Genomic DNA, 18,920 nt, shown 5'->3' on the forward strand with positions numbered 1-18,920 from the left:
TTTTGGGGCATCGCGATGTTCATGTTTCATCATTCACTCTTTCCACCGCCCTCGCGCTGACATGCTTTGCGTTTTAACGGCGTCATATTGTGCTTTGTGAAGCGCTGACGCTTATCGTGTAACCATGTTAACAGGCGACAGGCTGATGTTCCCTTATATCTCTCATCTGCTCGCAGCGATGCTGCTGGGCGCAATTATTGGCGCGGAAAGACAGTGGCGCCAGCGTATGGCCGGGCTTCGTACCAATGCTCTGGTTGCAACGGGTGCGGCCGTGTTTATTTTAAGTTCCCTCTCGACGTCACCCGATAGCCCGGGGCGTATTGCAGCGCAGATTGTCTCCGGAATAGGTTTTCTTGGCGCTGGCGTTATTATGCGTGAGGGAATGAATATTCGCGGTCTTAATACCGCCGCGACACTGTGGTGTTCGGCCGGAATTGGCGTGCTATGTGGATTAGGTCAATTCTGGAATGCTGGTATGGCCAGCGTGATTATTCTGTGCGCCAACATCCTGCTTCGCGAAGCTGCGCAGCGGATTAATCAACTGCCCGCGCTCCATGAAGGCGAAAAATGCTATGTCCTGAAAATCACCTGTGATGACGAGCATGAAGATGCGGTGCGGCAGAGTGTGGTCAACATGGCGAAAGAGTTGACGTTGAGTCTGAAAGCCATTTATTGCGATACGGCGCAAGCAGAAGGAAAAACTGAAATACGGGCCGAGGTAATGACCCGTGAGGAATACCGGAAATTACTCGAGCTAATTATGGGTAATATCGGCGGGAATAAAATTATGGCTTCCGTAAGCTGCCACGCAATATGAACACGATACCGGGCATTGCGCCCGGTTGAGGCTTCCCGTTTTGCAGAAATGGGCAGTGACATGGGCCGATGAATCCCAGGATGCCCCGTTCAACAAACGTTCTTTGTCACACTACTTGACGAATTCAGAGGCATGTTCGACCGGGCGAATATCACATAACCAAAATTTGTCCTCGTTATGACAGCCTGCTCTCTGTTTTACAGGAATTAACGGCCTACTCTGAGTTGTGCAAAAAACACTCAGGAGGGGCACATGTACAACACCATTTTGGTTCCCATTGACATTTCCGAGGATAGCCTGACGCACATGGTTATCCCGTTCGTTCAGGCACACACCGCACTTAACACGGCCAAGGTCCACTTTCTTACTGTTATTCCATCGCTTCCCTATTATTCATCGTTAGGTTTGGCCTACTCCGTGGAAGTGCCGAAGATAAAAGAATTCCAGCACGCTGCTTTAGCGAAACTGGATGAGATTGTTAAGCAATTCAAAATCCCTGCAGACAAGATACAGACCCACGCCGTGACGGGGTCTCCGAAGGATCAGATCCTTAAGCTCGCTGACACGATCGGCGCCGACCTGATCATCATTGCCTCCCACAAACCTGACATCTCGACCTATCTGTTGGGTTCGAACGCTGCGGCAGTGGTGCGGCATGCGAAATGCCCTGTGCTGGTTGTAAGATAAAAAAACCGGGCGTAACGCCCGGTTTTTTAAGCCAACACCATGAACCGCTCCCAACAGACAGCTACACAGGAATATGAGCAGGTTTACAATCCCTGGCCAGCCTTACCTGTTCACGCAAAGCGCAAATGGCGACTGCAGATTTCCAATCAGCCAGCCATTACCTGTAGGTTCAATCTTCAGCTGGCGAACGGTTCCCTCGGGAACATAAAAGAAGCTGCTTTTAAAACTGTCATCATCAGCTGTATCACGCGGATTTTTAACGTAGCGCGTATCGGTTAGGGCAATCTCACCCGGCCTGTTCATCTCATAGCTAAAGAGAATTGTGCGTGAGATGACATTAACACCTCGCGCTGACTGGATATTCCCAGACAGGACAGCCTGGCCATCGTGGTTTTTATCTAAACGGAAAATAAACTCCAGCGTAGCGACGAAATCAGGTTCGTGATGGTTGTAACGTACAATTGTGGAACAGTTAACACTCAACGCACTCTGTTTATGACGCATGTGAACGTAGAACCACACCGATAACGCCAGGATGAGGAGTAAAATTACGGCCGATATTCCTGTTTTTTTATTGATTGCGTTCATAACCACTCCAGTAGTTATTCAGACAGGAGATGTAATTATTATTCTTTTGCGTGCATCGACTGATAAACGCCCTCCCCTTATTGCCGTACAGATAGGACTCTGAAACCTGATAGAGAAAAGAAGTGCCTTCCAGACACTGAATATGATTTGAGTTAGCCAGTTCTAAAAACAGTTCTTTTTTTTGCTCTGACAGGGATGCAGAGTTGCTCTGGACTGTATAGACAGGACAGGTGTCGTAGTTAAACAAAAAATGAGGCTTAATCTGTTTTATTTCCTTTACGTCTTTCGACGGAATTACGAGACCTGACACAACTAAGGTAGCGCTGATTAAAAGTACAATCAGTGCCAGCGTATAATGAAGAACCTTGTTCTTACCCGCTACCGCCGTACGGTGTACTACCTTTATTATCTCCGACTCTTCATCTTCTTTGAGTCGTCCATCAGCAATCGTAGATTCAGTTATATCCCTGACATCAATATCACTGTTAAACATAAAGCCGACCCGAGGCACTGTGGTAATACATTCATCCGTAATACCAAACTGGACGAAGTGTTTTCTCAGTTCTGAGATGTATTTATTTAATGTGTGACTCGATGAGCGCAACCCATGAGCATCCCAGACGTTATCCAGGAGTTCATTCCGTGTCAGGACTTGACCATGCCTTTCGAGAAGGCATGTGAGTAGCCTGTTCATTGTCAGGGTCAGAATGACAGTAGAGCCCTCGTCTCCGGATGGCCATATGGCACCATCTTCAGAGCGATAAAAAACCCTATTATCAATCACAAAAACCATCTCTGACTCCTTATCCATGATGGTAATTGAATGGATCTTCACATTTATCCAGCCTGCGAAAGCCCATTAACTTCTTTCTCGCATCTTAGCACAGCAAGACGCAACAACCTCTTCTGCAGACTTATCACTTGTAAATGAAATACCAAGCAGAATATAAGTTTGTATTTTAATAAATTCGCAATACATGTATCTACACGCCGTTTTGGGTTGATAGGATTGTTCGCAGAAGTGAATGAGCAGGTTCTTATTCTTCAGGAGCAGCAATCCGACCTACCGCCATTCACAGCCTCGGGTACGAAGAGACACCTCGGGTAGCGAATCCAGTAGATAAGGAGCGACATTATGATAAGCACCAAAATGCTCATGAAGGCAGAACGTTTCTTCATCAAAGCCCGTACAGTGATTAGAGAAACAATCTTATCAGCGGAACTGACCAATGCTGAATTTGTACCGTTTATCCAGCCCGTATGTAAGGGAGATAAGATCGTAGGCGGAGAGGTATTACTCAGAGTTCTCAAAGATGGGATTTACCAATCTCCCGAAAAATACCTTTCGGCAATAGAATCATGTGAGGTGATTAATGATGTCACTTGCAGTCTGATGTCTGATGTTAAAACATTTTTCGAAGGCTATGAAGGTACTCTACCTGATGACTTTTATCTCTCCTTCAACATCTGTGCGAGACAGTTGAACTCTTCAAGAGTTATTGAAGCAGTGACGGACTTTAAGAAAACATTCGACGGACGCATTTCTGTCACGCTGGAAATTGTCGAACGCGGAACAATGAACCTGGACGACTTTGCACTCGAGGCTATGCAGCAACTTACTGAGTCAGGTGTGCGATTTGCGATTGATGATTTCGGCAGCGGGAGTTCATGCCTTAAATATATTGAACATGCAGGTTTCTCAACTATCAAGATTGATAAATGCCTCACAATTGCCAGCAATGGATCATTAATCTATTCCGCGGTGATTGATTCAATTATCACTCTCGCAGAGCGGCTGCAAATTCATGTCATTGCTGAAGGTATAGAAAATAAAGAACAACTATCGCTTTTGAAAGATAGAGGGGTGGATATTTTTCAGGGTTATCTATTTTCAAAACCTGTAAGCATGCACGAGTTTTGCACGCACATATAACGTTTTTCAAAAGCATAAACACAACAATTCGCAACCTATCATGGAAAGCATTACTTAAATAACAGTAGTGCACTCGACCTATTTGTTACAGATTTAAATTACCACCGAGGACAAATTATATATGTCAGCTAACTTCCCAAATCCGCCAGAGTTTCCGTCCTGCACAGGACCGGAAGGAATTCTTTATGACTTTAACTATGGCGCGCGCGTTTTGCTTCCGGAAGGAAAATGGCACGTCATTTTAATGGACGACGACAGCGGTAATATTCTTTTCAGCTGTGATTCAGAAGGCGGCTGGGTCACCAGTATTAAAAAATATTACGTCCGCTTCCGCATTCAGGTATTCCACCAGGGATCGGCGAGCCCGATCCTGGATGAAACGCTGGATATGAAGGACAAGCCCGTCGTCATCTTTTTCCCGACGGGGACGCTGGGCGACATGCTTGGGTGGTTCCATTATGCAGAGCGTTTTCGCCAGCTGCACCGCTGTCAGCTTGAGTGCGTCATGGGGCAGGAAATCATTGAACTGCTCAGCGCGCAGTATCCCGAGATCACATTCTCCACTAAGGACAATCTTCAGACGGTAAATCCCTACGCGTCCTGGTATGTAGGCCTTTTCTTTAAGGGTGATACCACACATCAGCCTATAGATTTCAGGAAGGTCGGCTTCCACCGTAATGCTGGCTACATCCTGGGAGTTGACCCGCGTGAATGCCCTCCCCGCCTGAAGCTGGATGCAGAACGGAAAATTGCTGAGCCATATGTCTGCATCGCCGCGCAGTCCACCAACCAGGCGAAGTACTGGAACAACGGCCATGGCTGGGCAGAAGTGGTTGCCCACCTTAAATCTCTGGGATACCGGGTGCTGTGCATTGACCGCCATGCGCATTACGGCCAGGGCTTCGTCTGGAACCACATCCCCCAGGGCGCTGAAGACTTTACAGGGAATATTCCGCTCCAGGAGCGTGTGGACCTGTTAAAGCATGCGAGCTTCTTTATCGGACTTGGCAGTGGGCTGTCATGGCTAGCCTGGGCGTCCGGTATCCCTGTGGTGTTAATCAGCGGATTCAGTCTCCCCAACAGCGAATTTTACACCCCCTGGCGGGTGTTCAGCAGCCATGGCTGTAACGGCTGCTGGGATGATACGTCCGTTGATTTTGACCATGTGGATTATTTGTGGTGTCCGCATCACAAGAACACCCCCCGACAATACGAGTGCACGAGTCTGATAACCGGTCGGCAGGTTATCGGCATGGTGGACCGTCTGCATTCAGGATTAGTTGATAAGTAAGGGACGTAAATATGAACAAGATATACACCACAGTCTGGTGCGAGTCGCGCCAGCAATGGATGGTAACCTCTGAACTCGCGACCGGGTCCGGTCGTCCGAAGCTGACGCCGAAGAAAAGCGCACTGGCGTTACTGCTGGGTGCCGTGCTGCTGCCTTCAGGCCCAGCCATGTCGGTAGATTATGTCGGCGTGACGGTAGATGTGAATACTACGGGTCCACAGATTCTTTATTCAGGCGATACAGCCACCGACACGACAATCACTACAGGTAGTTATCAGCGTATCAGTAGTGGCGGCAAGGCCACCATTACTACCATCAACGGCGGCTCCCAGCGCATAAGTGGAGGATCGGCTACCTCAACTACCATCAACAGTGGTGCATATCAGGAAGTCACCAGTGGTGGAACGGCCACCATTACTACCATCAACAGCGGCGGCTCCCAACGAGTCTCAAGCAGCGGCACAGCGACTTCCACTACCATCAACAGCAGTGGTGTTCAACACATCTCCAATGGTGGCTTGGCCAAATCCACAGACATCAGAAATGGTGGTGTTCAGCACATCTCCAATGGTGGCCTGGCCAACTCTACAACCATTAGAAATGGTGGTGCGCAATACGTCTACAGTGGCGGATCGGCCACTTACACCACCATCAACGGCGGCTCCCAGCGAGTCTCAAGCGGCGCCACAGCGGCTTCCACTATCCTCAACATCAGTGGTGTTCAAAACGTTCTTCATGGAGGCTCGGCCACAAGTACTACTATCAACAGTGGCGGTGCTCAGAACGTCTCAAGTGGCGGTTCGGTCACCTCTACGACTATCAACAATGGAGGTAATCAGTACGTCTACAATGGAGCTACAGCTACCTCCACAATTATCAGTGGTTCCTTCAGTAGCCAGCACCTCTCCGGTGGCATTGCAAACAATACTACTATCCACAGTGGTGGCAGGCAGTCCGTCTATGCTGGCAGCGAAGCCACCTCCACTACCATCCACAATGCCGGATTCCAGAACATCTTTAGCGGTGGTTCAGCCGTATTTACTACTATCGGTGGCAGGCAACTTGTCTCCATGGGCGGTTCGACAATCTTTACTACCATCGAAGGTGGCTCTCAGCTCGTCTATAGTGGTGCCTCAGCCACTTCTACCACTATAAATAGTGGTTATCAGAACGTTTCCAGTGGCGGTTCAGCCACCGCCACTACTATCAACAATGGTGGCTCTCAGAACGTCTTCGGGGAGGTCAAATCCACTACCATCAACAGCGGCGGGTATCAGTACGTTTCCGGTGGTGGCTCAGCTTCCGAAACAATCATTAGTGGTGGTGCTCAGTATGTATCTAGTGGTGGCACAGCCACCACTACCACCATCAATGGTGGTTTTCAGGATGTATCTAGTGGCGGTACGGCCACCGCTACCACCATCACCAGCGGGGGCGAACAGCGCGTCTCCAGTGGCGGCATTGCTAGTGATACCACCATATACAGTGACGGTGCGCAGGTCGTCTTTGATGGTTTAGTCACCGACACTAAAATTAACAGTGGCGGTTTACAGGGCATTTTCGGTGGTTCGGTCACTTCGACTACTATCAATCATGGCGGCTCTCAGCACATTTATGTCAGCGGTTCAGCCGATGCCACTACCATCAACAGCGGCGGCGAACAGCGTGTTTCCAGTGGAGGTATGGCCAACTCCACTACCATCAACAATGGTGGCAGACAGCGCGTTTATGCTGGCGGCCAGGCTAGCTTTACGACTATAAACAGTGGTGGGTATCAGTATGTCTCCAGTGGTGGGCTGGTCACCTCTACTGACATTAATAGTGGAGGCAGGCAGCACGTCTCAAATGGTGGTTCAGCAACGCACACCACCATCGGCCGTGGAGGTTATCAGCACGTCGAAGGTGGCTTAGTTACCAGTACCACTCTCGATGGTGGTTATCAACATGTTTCCAGTGGCGGTTCGGCCACTGACACCACCATTGATGACTGGGGCTATCAGACCGTCTTCGCTGGCGGTGTGGCTACCTCTACCATTCTCAACAGTGGTGCCCGGCAGTACGTCTCCAGTGGTGGCGCTGCTACCTCCACCACAATCAACAGCGCTGGCAGACAGGACGTATCAGATGGCGGCAGAGCCACTTCTACTATCATCAACAATGGTGGTGCTCAACACGTTTCCAGTGGTGGTGCTGCCTCGAGTACCACTATAAGCAGTGGCGGTAAACAGCACATCTTGAGTGGTGGCTCGGCCAACTTAGCTATCATCAGCAGCGGCGGTAATCAACTCATATCCAGTGGCGGTACTGCTAACAGCACTACCATCTATATGTATGGAAGACAAAACGTTGAGAGTGGCGGTACGGCAACCAATACCACTCTCAACAGCCTCGGCTGGCAGTACGTTTCCAGTGGTGGCTCGGCTACCTTTACCACAATCAACAGCGGCGGTGCTCAGTATGTCTCCGCTGGAGGCATTGCCACCTCTACTACAATCAACAGTGATGGGCAACAGAAGGTCTTCGGCACGGCCATCTCGACTACCATAAGCAGTGGTGGTCAACAGAACGTCGAAGGTGGTACCGCCAATCACAGCACCATCGAAGGTGGTATATTGCGCGTCTACGAAGGCGGCGCGGCCTCATCTACAACCATTAACGGTGGTACTCAGGACCTCTGGAGCGGCTCGGCTATCTCTACAACCATCAATGGCGGTCTTCAGAAAGTCCGAAGTGGCAGCACAACCACCGGTACTACCATCAACGGTGGCCAGTCCTGGCTGATGACTGGGGCTCTGGCCGACGGCAAAACCATAGTGAGCGCGGGAGGCGAACTGCTGATGAACGCAGGCTCTCTCGCAACGGACGTAAACATTCAGGGAGGCACCCTCTCTGTCAATGACCTTTCCGATACAGCGTCCGGCCTGAACACGGCTCAGGTCGGTAATCTCACCATGAACAGCGGTAACGTCAACTTCCTGCGCAACAGCGACGGCGAATTTGCGAAGCTAACGATTACGGAGCTGACCGGCACCGGGAACTTCTTCCTGAACACATCTCTCGCCGATCGTAAAGCCAACTTCGTCACTATCGAACAGGGCACGGGTCATTTTGGTATTGCCGTGGCTGACTCCGGTAAGGAGATATCAGACCACACTGATCTGACGCTGAACCTCATCCATGAGAAAGGCGGTGACATAGACTTTGAAATGGTCACGGCGTCCGGCCGAAATACCAGATTCGTGGACGGCGGTACGTACATGTACACCCTGTACAGCCAGCAGGATAAGGACGGCCTCACCGGCGGTAACGTCTGGTATCTGGGGGCCATGGGGAGTGGCGGCGAGAACCCGGGCGGTGAGAACCCGGGCGGTGAGAACCCTGGCGGTGAGAATCCGGGCGGCGAGAATCCGGGCGGTGGTGACAACGGCAACGCAGGAGGTAACGGAAATGGCGGTAAGAAGCCAATGACCACACCTGCAACTGATGCCATTCTGGCCATGTCTAATGCCGGTCTGAACGTTATCCATTCTGAGCTGGATGGCCTGCGCACGTATCGCGCGAGTCTGGATAAAACCGGACCAGAAAGCAACGTATGGGGACACTACCTCGGCAGTAAAAGTGACATTGATACAAGCAATGGCGCAGCCTATAAGCTGAGCCAGAACGGACTTGAGATCGGAGCTGACACCCGGAATGACTTTGCGCGCGGCAGCCTCGTCACTGGCGCATTCATGTCCTTTAGCGATAACAAAGTGAAGCATGCCCGCGGCGGCACAAGCAAAATCGACAGCTACGGCCTCGGCCTGTATGCCACCTGGTACGACGCAAGTGGATTCTACGCTGACGGCGTGGTGAAAGGTAACCGTCTCAACAACAAACTGAGAGCGGTTATGACCAACGGGGGGAGAACCGGCGGTGACTGGAAGCAGTATGCGCTCAGCACAGCCGTTGAAGGTGGTTATCAGTTCGATCTCAAAAACGATGTAAGCATCACGCCTTATGCGCGCCTGGCCTTTGTTCAGATGACCAGTGAGGAGGTGAAACTCAGCAACGGCATGAAAGGCAACACGGGCACTCCACGTTCTGTTACGGGTGAATCCGGTGCGAAGCTTTCCGGTAAGTTCAGTCTGGGTTCGACTGAATTGAAACCTTATCTGTCAGCTGCGGTGGTGCAGGAATTTGCTAACTCAAACGAAGTCACGATCAATGAGCGCAATCGCTTTGATAACAACGTCAAAGGCACATCAGGTAAATACGGTCTGGGTGCATCGGTCAACGTTGGTAAAGACGTAACCTTGTACGGTGAGGCTAATTATCGTCAGGGCAGCCAAATCGAAACACCGATCCAGGGTGTGGCAGGTATCCGTATCGGATTCTGATGTTCCACAGGGGCCTTAGGGCCCCTTTTCACTGTGTTCTGAAATGTTCTGGTTATGTTTATGCCTCACATGATTTTGACGAAAGATGTTTTTTTGAATAAAGCGCTGTCTGTCATCCTTCAGCAAGCGTCCCCCGGCAGAAAGGTTTGCGTCGTAGATATTGAATCATTCAGAAGCCTGGGCGCCATTTTCAACCTACTGAAAAGAAAGAAACTCACTGAAAAGCATGAAATGATCTTCATCGGTGGCAAGGATGTCAGTTCAAGAGTTCTCGAACCGCTTGTGACAATCTACAGGAAATCATGCTTTATGGAGTTTCGAAAGCAGCTTACGGGCGGTCGGACGTATTCATCAGAATATGCGTTGAACCACATCGCGCGCTGCAGAAGTCTGAGCATGCTTTCAGAACAGGAGAAAAAGACACTTTTCGCCCTTCTGGATACTGATGACACGGTGGCTGCTGCAAGAAAAATTTACCTGTCCCCCAAAACTGTCTATACCTACACCAATAATATTGGGCAAAAACTTAACCTGAATTCGATACTTCAGGTCAGGCAATTTATTCATTCTGAATTCGAATAGCCTTTGCAAAAACCGGGCTCTGGGCCCGGTTGTGTTATTTGCTACGGTGACTTTATGTACTGAATCCGCAATTCTCCAGCATCGGTTCAAACTTTGGAACGTGCCCGCGCCAGGTGTAATACAAAGCCGCCCCGTTCGACAAACCCCAGCCAACCATCATCCCTGGCATCTTCGTCCACAGACAGGAGTCACTCCCTGCCGCGCAGCTCCCGCCCCAAATATGGGCGAATAGCTGCTCCGCTAATGCGGCGCATTTCATAAAGAGGTGCTGGTTTTAGCCAGACGTTTCATCATTCCGTCGTAAAGCTAATCTGCTCGCTGCCCATAAAATGGGACATGCGCCGATTAAGGCTGTACGCCAGCTCGCCCAGGACGCGAGAATGGACATAGTCACGACGCAATGACAGGCAAGGTCGATTGTACGAATACCACAGAACAGAAATTTGTACCCGTTATGACACCCTTCTCTCTGTTTTGCTGAAATTAACGATCTACCTTGAGTTGTGTGAAAAACACTCAGGAGGGACACATGTACAACTCAATTTTGGTTCCTATTGACATTTCCGAGGATAGCCTGACGCACATGGTTATCCCGTTCGTTCAGGCACACACCGCACTTAACACGGCCAAGGTTCACTTTCTTACTGTTATTCCATCGCTTCCCTATTATTCATCGTTAGGTTTGGCCTACTCCGTGGAAATGCCGAAGATAAAAGAATTCCAGCACGCTGCTTTAGCGAAACTGGATGAGATTGTTAAGCAATTCAAAATTCCTGCAGATAAGATACAGACTCACGCCGTGACGGGATCGCCTAAGGATCAAATCCTTAAGCTCGCTGACACAATCGACGCCGACCTGATCATCATTGCCTCTCATAAGCCGGACATCTCGACCTATCTGTTGGGTTCGAACGCTGCGGCAGTGGTGCGGCATGCGAAATGTCCTGTGCTGGTCGTTAGATAGAACGCGCTTGCGCCTCTGTATACGGTCAGATAGCAGATGACAAAAAACCGGGCGAGAAGCCCGGTTTTTCATTTTCGCTTCCCGGCGTAAAGCGTGCGAAGCTGATGGAAGCACACTTTAAAGATCTATTCTGTTTGCGTTTAAATTTAATTCCGTAATGGCGGCCGGTTTTCCAAGCAAGTAGCCCTGAACTTCATCACATCTATTTTTTTTAAGAAAAGAGAGCTGTTCGGTGGTCTCCACCCCTTCTGCGGTGACCGCCATTGAATAGGCCTTACCCAGATCGATAATTTTTTCTACGACTGATTGGTTCTGCGGCGAATCGGCCAGGGTAAAAATAAAACTCTTGTCGAGCTTGAGTCCATCAAACTGAAACTTCCGGAGATAGCTCAGAGAGGCATAGCCGGTACCGAAATCGTCAATCAAAATACGGACGCCCATTTTTTTGAGAGCCTTCATGGTCAGCAAGGTCTTTTCAGGATCGGAAAGCGTGACATTTTCCGTCACTTCTATTTCCAGTCGGTCAGGTTCTAGCCCTGTTTCGTGCAGGATCTCTTTTATCCTTTCAGCAAGATCGCTTGCCTGGAATTCGATAGCGGAAATATTTACGGATACCGATAGCCCCGGCAATTTATCTTTTGTCTCCGCACACGCTTTGCGTATGACCCAGTTGCTGAGGTTAATAATCAGACCTGTTTCTTCAGCCAGCGGGATGAACTGATCGGGCATCATCGTCCCTCGGTGCGGGTGCTGCCAACGTACCAGCGCTTCGACGGCCTCTATCTTAGAATATCGGAGGTTATAACGGGGCTGGTACACCAGATAGAGTTGTTCTTCGCGAATCGCGGTTTTCAGTTCGAGTTCCAGTTTTCTCCGTTCAGTTAACTTTTCCGACATATCCGGGCGATAATAGACCCATCGGTTTCTGCCGGATTGCTTAGCCTGGTAAAGCGAAATATCGGCATAGCGTAAAAGATCGTTTGCGCTGCTGCTATCCAGGGGAGCCAGCGCAATCCCCATGCTTACGCCTATTGCGACATCATTACCCTCAATGGAGAAAGGACGGTTGAGTTCCTGTACGATGCGGTGACACACCTCATCAATCTGGTCTTTTTGGCTGGTATTGCCGAGAAGAAGCATAAATTCATCCCCTCCCTGCCGTGCGACAAAATCACCTCGACGAACGCAATTTTTAAGACGTAGAGCGACCTCGCCAAGCAGCGCATCCCCCGTGGAGTGCCCAAAAATATCATTGACGGGTTTAAACTTGTCTAAATCGAGGCAAATCATGGCAAAGGGATAATGGTTAAGGTCTTCTTTAGCCAACTGGCCTGCCAGAAATTCCTTAATATGATAGCGGTTCGGCAGACCGGTTAATTCATCATGACGTGACAGGAACTCCACCCGTTTAGTTGCTTCAACTTCCAGAGAAACGTCGGTTGCCGCACCTCGCAAAACCACCGTTCCATCAGGCTGAGCAGAAAGCTTTGCCAGAAGCGTGCAATAGGCCGTAGATTGTTGCGCATGAATATAAGGACAGTTCTTAAATTCAAAGCGTTCAGTTAATTCCCTGAGCCTCACACAGTTTTGTAATAATCCGCGTGACGCAGGAAAGAGTTCATCCAGCCTGCGGCCTATCCATTTGCTATTTTCATATCCCGTTACTGTAGAAAAACGACCTGAAAGCCAGGTTATCTTTAACGATAAATCTGTTTCCCAGAACCAGTCGCTGGTTGTTTCACTGACGTCCCGGAATCGTTTTTCACTGGTGATAAGATTCAACCGCGCCTGCTCGAGGAGAAAGGTATTTTCGTCAAGCATTCTCGCCTTCTGCATAATATGGCGCATGAGAATAACCGTCATCGATACCGTCAGAATAACTGAAAGAATGAGTAATGGTAAAAAATAAATAATCAACGCCTGGCCGGGGTTTTCACCGTCCCAGATAATTTGCACATCACCATTCTGGGTGTTTAAGGTAAATTCTGTTTGATTGTTTATTTGAGAAGTGACTGCATCAGGTGACGTACGAACATTTTTAATACCGGCATCCTGCCCAATCGCGAGGAGTTTTTTAGCCGTTAACTTGTCTACAAACACCATTACCGACGGTTTCCCCGGCAAGGGTTGTACGCTCGCGTCATCGCCCGTTGTTATCCATTCAGCAGAAACAATGGCTGGAACGGAATCGATAAGCATGAGTATAGAAACCGGCAATCCATTGTTAACGCTCACCTCACGGAGTAATCGCTCCTTGGTTGATTTATCTAACCAGCGCCCGAGATCCTGAAGCTTCAGTTTCCCGTCAAGCACGCTGTATCGCGTGGTTCCTTCCGGGGAGAGAATAAACACCCCTTCGTAGCCAAAGTTGTCATACAGGGACTTACCCAGGTTCTGCTTATCCCATGCCCAGTGAACGTCAGTGTTCAAATGAAGATGTTTGTAGGCATCTCCCCATTCAGCATTATCTTTCAAGTGACTTCGCATGCTTTCCTGGCGGGAATCCAGGGCTTTCCTTAACAAAAACTCATCGTGCTTATCGCTGATTTTATTAACATTATTTTTTATTAATAGCAGGGAAATTATTGCCGCAATGAAAATACTTATCAACAATGTCACTATATAGGTAAAGGTTTTATTTATCAGCCCCTTAGAAGGCTCGGCATCCGTAAAACCGGGATTGTTCAGAGGTAGGGTCATCATTCGCCTTCTTATACTGCTAATACGTCAATTTTTATGCCACCTTTATTTATCGGCAAAGAATAATAAAAATTTATAGTTAAAACCCTTAAGCTTAAAGAACATTTGATTTTTACAATCCAGATCAAATTATTATCTCTCTTACAGCCTGAATTCGCTTAAATACATCTCCCGGTTGGAGTGACCTTTAACCTCGCCGGTTTTATTTATAAAGAACATAATCTTAGTTTTTATGCTGAAACGGTTACAGGCGTATAAAAAACCGGGCGTAAAGCCCGGTTCTTTTTTCATACGGCATTGACTCTATTCGCTCAATCCGCGATTCTCCAGCATCGGCCCAATCTTCGGATCGTGCCCGCGCCAGTTCCGGTAAAGTTCAGCTAAATCAGTACTGTTCCCGCGGGACAAAATCGCCTCGCGGAATGTCTGTCCATTTTCGCGCGTCAACCCGCCCTGCTCGACAAACCACTGATAGCCATCGTCTGCCAGCATCTGCGTCCACAGGTAGGCGTAATACCCCACCGCGTAGCCGCCGCCGAAGATATGGGCAAAATAGCTGCTGCGGTAGCGCGGCGGAACGGCGGGCAGATCCAGCCCCTCTTTTTTCAACGCTGCCGCTTCAAAATCCTCCACGCCCGAAACGGCCTCGCTGATGCCGTGCCAGTTCATGTCCAGCAGCGCGGCACCCAGCAGTTCGGTCATGTCATAACCCTTGTTGAAATGGGTCGCGTTGAGCATGCTTTCCCGCAGCGCGTCCGGCATCGGTTCGCCGGTTTCGTAATGGCGCGCATAATGGGTAAACACCTGTGGATGGCTGGCCCAGTGCTCGTTGATTTGCGACGGGAACTCAACAAAATCACGCGGCGTATTGGTGCCGGAAAGCGTGGCGAACCGCTGGCTGGCAAAGAGACCGTGCAGCGTATGGCCAAACTCGTGGAACAGGGTTATTACGTCATCCCAGGAGAGAAGCGCGATACCGCCATTCGCCGGTTTCTGGTAGTTACAGACGTTGTAGATCACCGGACGGGCAGCAAACTCGAAGGATTGCTCGACGAAATTCCCCATCCATGCCCCGCCCTGTTTGGAATCGCGGGCAAAGAAGTCGCCGTAAAACAGCGCCATGCCCTCGCCGGTGTGGTCGAAAATTTCCCATACGCGGACGTCCGGGTGATACACCGGGATATCGAAGCGTTCGACGAAGCGAATGCCAAACAGCTGGCTGGCAGCCCAGAATACGCCATCCTGCAGCACGGTATTGAGCGCAAAGTAGGGCCTGTTCTGCGACTCATCGAGGGCATATTTTGCCTGGCGCACGCGCTCCGCATAAAAGGCCCAGTCCCAGGCCTCCACGGTGAAACCGCCCTGCTCGTCGTCGATGACTTTCTGAATATCGGCCTGCTCGCGTTCCGCGCGGGCGCGGGCGGCAGGCACAATGCCGCGCATAAATTCCAGCGCGGCGGCCGGGGTTTTCGCCATCTGGTCAGCGATGCTCCAGCTAGCGTAATCCTCAAAGCCCAGCAGACGGGCCTGCCGCGCGCGCAGCGCCGTCAGACGAAGAATCAGCGCGCGGGTGTCGTTTTCGTCCCCTTTCTGGGTACGCGTCCAGCCTGCGTTGAAGAGGTTTTCGCGGGTCTGACGATTGCGCAGCGCGGAAAGCGCGGGCTGCTGGGTGGTGTTCAAAAGCGGGATCAGCCAGCGATCGTTTAGCCCTCGCTCCGCGGCAGCCTGCGCCGCGTCAGCGATCTCCGTTGCGCTGAGCCCGTCAAGCTGGTGCGCATAATCCACCACCAGCCCACCGGTCTTATCGGCAGCCAGCAGACGCTGGTTAAACTGGCTGGTCAGGGAGGCCGCCTCGGTATTCAGCGCCTTCAGCTCGGCCTTTTCTGTCTCATTCAGTCGCGCACCGGCCAGAATAAACCGCTGATACAACTCCTCGACCAGACGACGGCATTCGGCGTCCAGCGCGGCACGGTCCTGCCAGACGCTCTCCACGCGGGCGAACAGCGCGTCATTCAGCCAGATATCGTTTGCCAGCGCGGCAAGCTCGGTGGAGAACTGTTCTTCCAGCTCCTGTAAAAACGGATTGGTGTGCGCGGAAGTCATGGCGAAGAACACGCTGCTGACACGCGAGAGCATGGCGCCGCTCTTCTCCAGCGCCAGCACGGTGTTCGTGAAGTCAGGCGCAGCGGCCTGAGAGACAATCGCGTCAATGTCCGCACGCTTCTGGCGAAGGGCTTCATCGAAGGCCGGACGATAGTGGCTGTCGTTGATCTGATCAAAATGGGGGGCCTGGTAAGGCAGCAGGCTGATGTCAAAAAAGGGATTCGTGGCCGTCATCTTTCACTCCTGAGTACGGGTATCCTCCCAGAGTAGGCCAGGCCGCCATCCCCTGCAACGCTGTCATACAAATGTTGCCTTAACGCACCCTCTGCGGCCGTGCTATGTTAGTTAAACACAAAAAGCGTTGAGGAACAGTGAGATGATTATTTTAGTTACCGGGGCAACGGCAGGTTTTGGTGAAAGCATCACGCGTCGCTTCGTCGCCAACGGGCACAAGGTTATTGCAACGGGCCGCCGTCAGGAACGTCTGCAGGAGCTGAAGGACGAATTAGGCGACAGCATCCTGACCGCGCAGCTGGACGTGCGTAACCGCGCGGCGATTGAAGAGATGATTGCCAACCTGCCCGCCGAGTGGCGCGCCATCGACGTGCTGGTCAACAATGCCGGTCTTGCGCTGGGCATGGAGCCGGCACACAAAGCCAGCGTGGAAGACTGGGAAAACATGATCGACACCAACAACAAAGGGCTGGTCTATATGACCCGCGCGGTGCTGCCGGGCATGGTTGAGCGCAATCGTGGCCACATTATCAATGTCGGCTCCACCGCCGGAAGCTGGCCTTATGCAGGCGGCAACGTCTACGGCGCAACAAAAGCGTTTGTGCGCCAGTTCAGCCTTAACCTGCGTACCGATCTGCACGGCACCGCCATTCGCGTCACCGACATCGAGCCGGGCCTGGTGGGCGGCACCGAGTTTTCCAACGTGCGTTTCAAGGGCGACGACGCGAAAGCAGACAAGACCTACGAAAACGCGAACGCCCTGACGCCGGAAGATGTCACCGAAACGGTCTGGTGGGTGGCGACGCTGCCAAAACACGTCAACATCAATACCGTAGAAATGATGCCGGTCAGCCAGAGTTTTGCCGGGCTTAGCGTGCATCGTGGCTAACGCTGCCCTTCCCGGCCTGCGGGCCGGGTCTGTTTCGGGTTATAAAAGAATGGTAGTATGTTCAGGCTAACTCTCTGAGAAATGACAACTCATGGCCGCTGAATCGCAACTCAATCCCACCCAGCCCGTAAACCAGCAAATCTATCGCATTTTGCGACGTGATATTGTCCATTGCCTGATCCCACCGGGAACGCCGCTTTCTGAAAAAGAGGTGTCCGTGCGTTTTGACGTTTCCCGTCAGCCGGTGCGTGAAGCGTTTATTAAGCTTGCGGAAAACGGTCTGATTCAGATCCGCCCGCAGCGCGGCAGCTACGTGAACAAAATTTCACTCTCTCAGGTGCGCAACGGCTGTTTTGTTCGCCAGGCCATTGAATGCGCGGTGGCGCGCCGTGCCGCAACGCTCATCAACGACAAGCAGTGTTACCTGCTGGAGCAAAACCTTCATCAGCAGCGGATTGCGATTGACCGTAAGCAGCTGAATGATTTCTTCCAGCTTGATGATGAATTCCACCAGAAGCTGGCGCAGATTGCGGATTGCCAGCTGGCCTGGGACACCATCGAAAACATCAAGGCCACCATCGACCGCGTGCGTTATATGAGTCTCGATCACGTCTCTCCGCCGGAAATGCTGCTCCGACAGCACCATGATATTTTCAGCGCGCTGGAAAAACGCGACCCGGACGGCGTGGAAAAAGCGATGACGCTGCATCTGCAGGAAATTAGCGAATCCGTGCAGCTGATTCGTCAGGAAAATAGCGAGTGGTTTAGCGAAGAATAATATTTCGCCGCGCCCTTTCGGGTGCGGCGAAAGGGTTAGCGAACGACTAACACCGGAATGGTTGCGTAGCGCAGGATAGATTCCGCATTTGATCCCAGCAGATGGGTGGTGATGCCCGGGTTTTTCGACCCGATGACGATCGCGTCATATTCCCCCTCTTTGCTCAGCCTGATAATTTCATCGCGGACGTTGCCAAAGCGAACCAGACAGTCAATTTTCTCCGGCGAGATATCGAACAGTCGTTTTAAGGCGTTCATTTTCTTCCCGGATTCCTCAGTCATATATTCTTCGAACTTTTTAATATCGGCGTTAAAACCGCGCAGCAGGGATCGGCTGCTGGTCGGCAGAATATTGACCAGGGTAATCGACGCGCCCTCGGCCTTCGCCAGGTTAGCCGCGTGGCGAACCGCTTTGTCACTCAAATCCATTTCAAATACATCAACAGGCATCAAAATCTTCTTATACATAAGCCTGGCTCCTTATTCCGATGAAAGGGTTATTTCCAGTACCCAGAATGGCATCGGGAATATAAACCAACCCTCAACGCTTCCCTGCTGAAACTATCAGGTAATGAAAATAACGGTCTGCTTTGTCAATTGCTGTCGTGAACGGTCAGCGACCGAGGCAATAAAGAAAAAAGTGTGAGTTTGATCAAAAACAAAAACATCTGATGCAGACAGGCGTATTTATATGCCCCGTGAACGGCAACCCTGAAATAACGCCGTAACGAACAGGTTAGAGAGGAGAAAATACCATGATGACATACGACCGTAACCGCAATGCGATCACCACCGGCAGCCGCGTCATGATTAGCGGCACAGGCAAAACTGGCGTGATTAAAGCGATCCACAGCGACGGGCTGGATGCCGCGCAGGTGCGCCGCAGCAAAACGGTTGAAGTGGAAGGATGCGAAGGTAAATTCGAACCGATTGAGCTGATTCGCCTGGGCATGCACTAAACGGTGCGCAGACATGC

The 18,920-nt window shown here is 50.9% G+C and carries 15 protein-coding genes; 10 read left to right on the top strand and 5 right to left on the bottom strand.

Annotated features, from left to right (window positions below; all coding sequences use genetic code 11):
• Positions 1-145 precede the first annotated feature (145 nt).
• The gene (locus ACOTXI_RS09370) at positions 146-817 is read left to right on the top strand and encodes an MgtC family protein (protein WP_025911395.1); all 672 of its coding nucleotides are present in this window, start codon (positions 146-148) and stop codon (positions 815-817) included.
• A gap of 252 nt (positions 818-1,069) precedes the next feature.
• Positions 1,070-1,504 carry a universal stress protein UspF gene (gene uspF / locus ACOTXI_RS09375; protein WP_058654526.1) on the top strand — a complete coding sequence of 145 codons (435 nt, stop codon included), beginning with the start codon at positions 1,070-1,072 and terminating at the stop codon, positions 1,502-1,504.
• A 102-nt stretch (positions 1,505-1,606) separates the two neighbouring features.
• On the opposite strand, the gene ACOTXI_RS09380 is transcribed toward uspF (ACOTXI_RS09375), so the two are convergent.
• Together ACOTXI_RS09380 and ACOTXI_RS09385 are read right to left on the bottom strand one after the other, a co-directional pair.
• Complete coding sequence (locus tag ACOTXI_RS09380; protein ID WP_008502396.1) at positions 1,607-2,092, bottom strand: hypothetical protein; 486 nt, start codon at positions 2,090-2,092, stop codon at positions 1,607-1,609.
• Positions 2,076-2,885 carry a winged helix-turn-helix domain-containing protein gene (locus ACOTXI_RS09385; protein WP_008502397.1) on the bottom strand — a complete coding sequence of 270 codons (810 nt, stop codon included), beginning with the start codon at positions 2,883-2,885 and terminating at the stop codon, positions 2,076-2,078. The genes ACOTXI_RS09380 and ACOTXI_RS09385 overlap by 17 nt, the downstream gene beginning before the upstream one ends.
• A 342-nt stretch (positions 2,886-3,227) precedes the next feature.
• On the opposite strand from ACOTXI_RS09385, the gene ACOTXI_RS09390 reads away from it, so the two are divergent.
• The 5 genes from ACOTXI_RS09390 (at position 3,228) to uspF (ACOTXI_RS09410) (ending at position 11,241) form a co-directional block, all read left to right on the top strand.
• On the top strand, positions 3,228-4,025 hold the full coding sequence (locus tag ACOTXI_RS09390; protein WP_008502398.1) for an EAL domain-containing protein: 798 nt from the start codon (positions 3,228-3,230) through the stop codon (positions 4,023-4,025).
• 121 nt (positions 4,026-4,146) lie between these two features.
• Positions 4,147-5,316 (top strand): autotransporter strand-loop-strand O-heptosyltransferase, encoded by a 1,170-nt coding sequence (locus ACOTXI_RS09395; protein WP_008502399.1) that lies wholly within the window; start codon positions 4,147-4,149, stop codon positions 5,314-5,316.
• A gap of 11 nt (positions 5,317-5,327) precedes the next feature.
• Positions 5,328-9,695 (top strand): AIDA repeat-containing protein, encoded by a 4,368-nt coding sequence (locus ACOTXI_RS09400; protein WP_072205898.1) that lies wholly within the window; start codon positions 5,328-5,330, stop codon positions 9,693-9,695.
• A 60-nt stretch (positions 9,696-9,755) separates the two neighbouring features.
• Positions 9,756-10,277, top strand: a complete 522-nt coding sequence (locus tag ACOTXI_RS09405; RefSeq protein WP_021241313.1) for a helix-turn-helix transcriptional regulator — start codon at positions 9,756-9,758, stop codon at positions 10,275-10,277.
• 529 nt (positions 10,278-10,806) lie between these two features.
• Positions 10,807-11,241, top strand: coding sequence for a universal stress protein UspF (uspF, locus tag ACOTXI_RS09410; protein ID WP_021241311.1), 435 nt, complete (start codon positions 10,807-10,809; stop codon positions 11,239-11,241).
• A gap of 117 nt (positions 11,242-11,358) precedes the next feature.
• On the opposite strand, the gene ACOTXI_RS09415 is transcribed toward uspF (ACOTXI_RS09410), so the two are convergent.
• Complete coding sequence (locus tag ACOTXI_RS09415) at positions 11,359-13,941, bottom strand: bifunctional diguanylate cyclase/phosphodiesterase (RefSeq protein ID WP_058654529.1); 2,583 nt, start codon at positions 13,939-13,941, stop codon at positions 11,359-11,361.
• Positions 13,942-14,244: 303 nt separating this feature from the next.
• Entirely contained in the window at positions 14,245-16,278 is a 2,034-nt protein-coding gene (dcp, locus tag ACOTXI_RS09420; RefSeq protein ID WP_058654530.1) for a peptidyl-dipeptidase Dcp, read from the bottom strand.
• Positions 16,279-16,420: 142 nt separating this feature from the next.
• On the opposite strand from dcp, the gene ydfG reads away from it, so the two are divergent.
• Both ydfG and ACOTXI_RS09430 read left to right on the top strand, forming a co-directional pair.
• Positions 16,421-17,167, top strand: coding sequence for a bifunctional NADP-dependent 3-hydroxy acid dehydrogenase/3-hydroxypropionate dehydrogenase YdfG (gene ydfG, locus ACOTXI_RS09425; RefSeq protein WP_058654531.1), 747 nt, complete (start codon positions 16,421-16,423; stop codon positions 17,165-17,167).
• Positions 17,168-17,258: 91 nt separating this feature from the next.
• Positions 17,259-17,945, top strand: a complete 687-nt coding sequence (locus ACOTXI_RS09430) for a GntR family transcriptional regulator (RefSeq protein ID WP_008502405.1) — start codon at positions 17,259-17,261, stop codon at positions 17,943-17,945.
• 35 nt (positions 17,946-17,980) lie between these two features.
• Here ACOTXI_RS09430 and ACOTXI_RS09435 read toward each other — a convergent pair whose 3' ends face one another.
• The gene (locus ACOTXI_RS09435; RefSeq protein WP_044596338.1) at positions 17,981-18,412 is read right to left on the bottom strand and encodes a universal stress protein; all 432 of its coding nucleotides are present in this window, start codon (positions 18,410-18,412) and stop codon (positions 17,981-17,983) included.
• Positions 18,413-18,699: 287 nt separating this feature from the next.
• Here ACOTXI_RS09435 and ydfZ point away from each other — a divergent pair, with 287 nt between their 5' ends.
• Positions 18,700-18,903, top strand: coding sequence for a putative selenium delivery protein YdfZ (ydfZ, locus tag ACOTXI_RS09440; protein ID WP_014883679.1), 204 nt, complete (start codon positions 18,700-18,702; stop codon positions 18,901-18,903).
• The last annotated feature ends 17 nt before the right edge of the window (positions 18,904-18,920 follow it).

It is taken from the genome of Enterobacter cloacae complex sp. BZL2005, from assembly GCF_049238885.1.
Classification (GTDB): Bacteria; Pseudomonadota; Gammaproteobacteria; order Enterobacterales; family Enterobacteriaceae; genus Enterobacter; species Enterobacter roggenkampii.

What these genes read in the sequence shown, in the direction of transcription:
- ACOTXI_RS09370 (WP_025911395.1), top strand. Translation starts at nt 146, where the DNA reads ATGTTCCCTTATATCTCTCATCTGCTCGCAGCGATGCTGCTGGGCGCA.
- uspF (WP_058654526.1), top strand. Translation starts at nt 1,070, where the DNA reads ATGTACAACACCATTTTGGTTCCCATTGACATTTCCGAGGATAGCCTG.
- ACOTXI_RS09380 (WP_008502396.1), bottom strand. Translation starts at nt 2,092, where the DNA reads ATGAACGCAATCAATAAAAAAACAGGAATATCGGCCGTAATTTTACTC.
- ACOTXI_RS09385 (WP_008502397.1), bottom strand. Translation starts at nt 2,885, where the DNA reads ATGGTTTTTGTGATTGATAATAGGGTTTTTTATCGCTCTGAAGATGGT.
- ACOTXI_RS09390 (WP_008502398.1), top strand. Translation starts at nt 3,228, where the DNA reads ATGATAAGCACCAAAATGCTCATGAAGGCAGAACGTTTCTTCATCAAA.
- ACOTXI_RS09395 (WP_008502399.1), top strand. Translation starts at nt 4,147, where the DNA reads ATGTCAGCTAACTTCCCAAATCCGCCAGAGTTTCCGTCCTGCACAGGA.
- ACOTXI_RS09400 (WP_072205898.1), top strand. Translation starts at nt 5,328, where the DNA reads ATGAACAAGATATACACCACAGTCTGGTGCGAGTCGCGCCAGCAATGG.
- ACOTXI_RS09405 (WP_021241313.1), top strand. Translation starts at nt 9,756, where the DNA reads ATGCCTCACATGATTTTGACGAAAGATGTTTTTTTGAATAAAGCGCTG.
- uspF (WP_021241311.1), top strand. Translation starts at nt 10,807, where the DNA reads ATGTACAACTCAATTTTGGTTCCTATTGACATTTCCGAGGATAGCCTG.
- ACOTXI_RS09415 (WP_058654529.1), bottom strand. Translation starts at nt 13,941, where the DNA reads ATGACCCTACCTCTGAACAATCCCGGTTTTACGGATGCCGAGCCTTCT.
- dcp (WP_058654530.1), bottom strand. Translation starts at nt 16,278, where the DNA reads ATGACGGCCACGAATCCCTTTTTTGACATCAGCCTGCTGCCTTACCAG.
- ydfG (WP_058654531.1), top strand. Translation starts at nt 16,421, where the DNA reads ATGATTATTTTAGTTACCGGGGCAACGGCAGGTTTTGGTGAAAGCATC.
- ACOTXI_RS09430 (WP_008502405.1), top strand. Translation starts at nt 17,259, where the DNA reads ATGGCCGCTGAATCGCAACTCAATCCCACCCAGCCCGTAAACCAGCAA.
- ACOTXI_RS09435 (WP_044596338.1), bottom strand. Translation starts at nt 18,412, where the DNA reads ATGTATAAGAAGATTTTGATGCCTGTTGATGTATTTGAAATGGATTTG.
- ydfZ (WP_014883679.1), top strand. Translation starts at nt 18,700, where the DNA reads ATGATGACATACGACCGTAACCGCAATGCGATCACCACCGGCAGCCGC.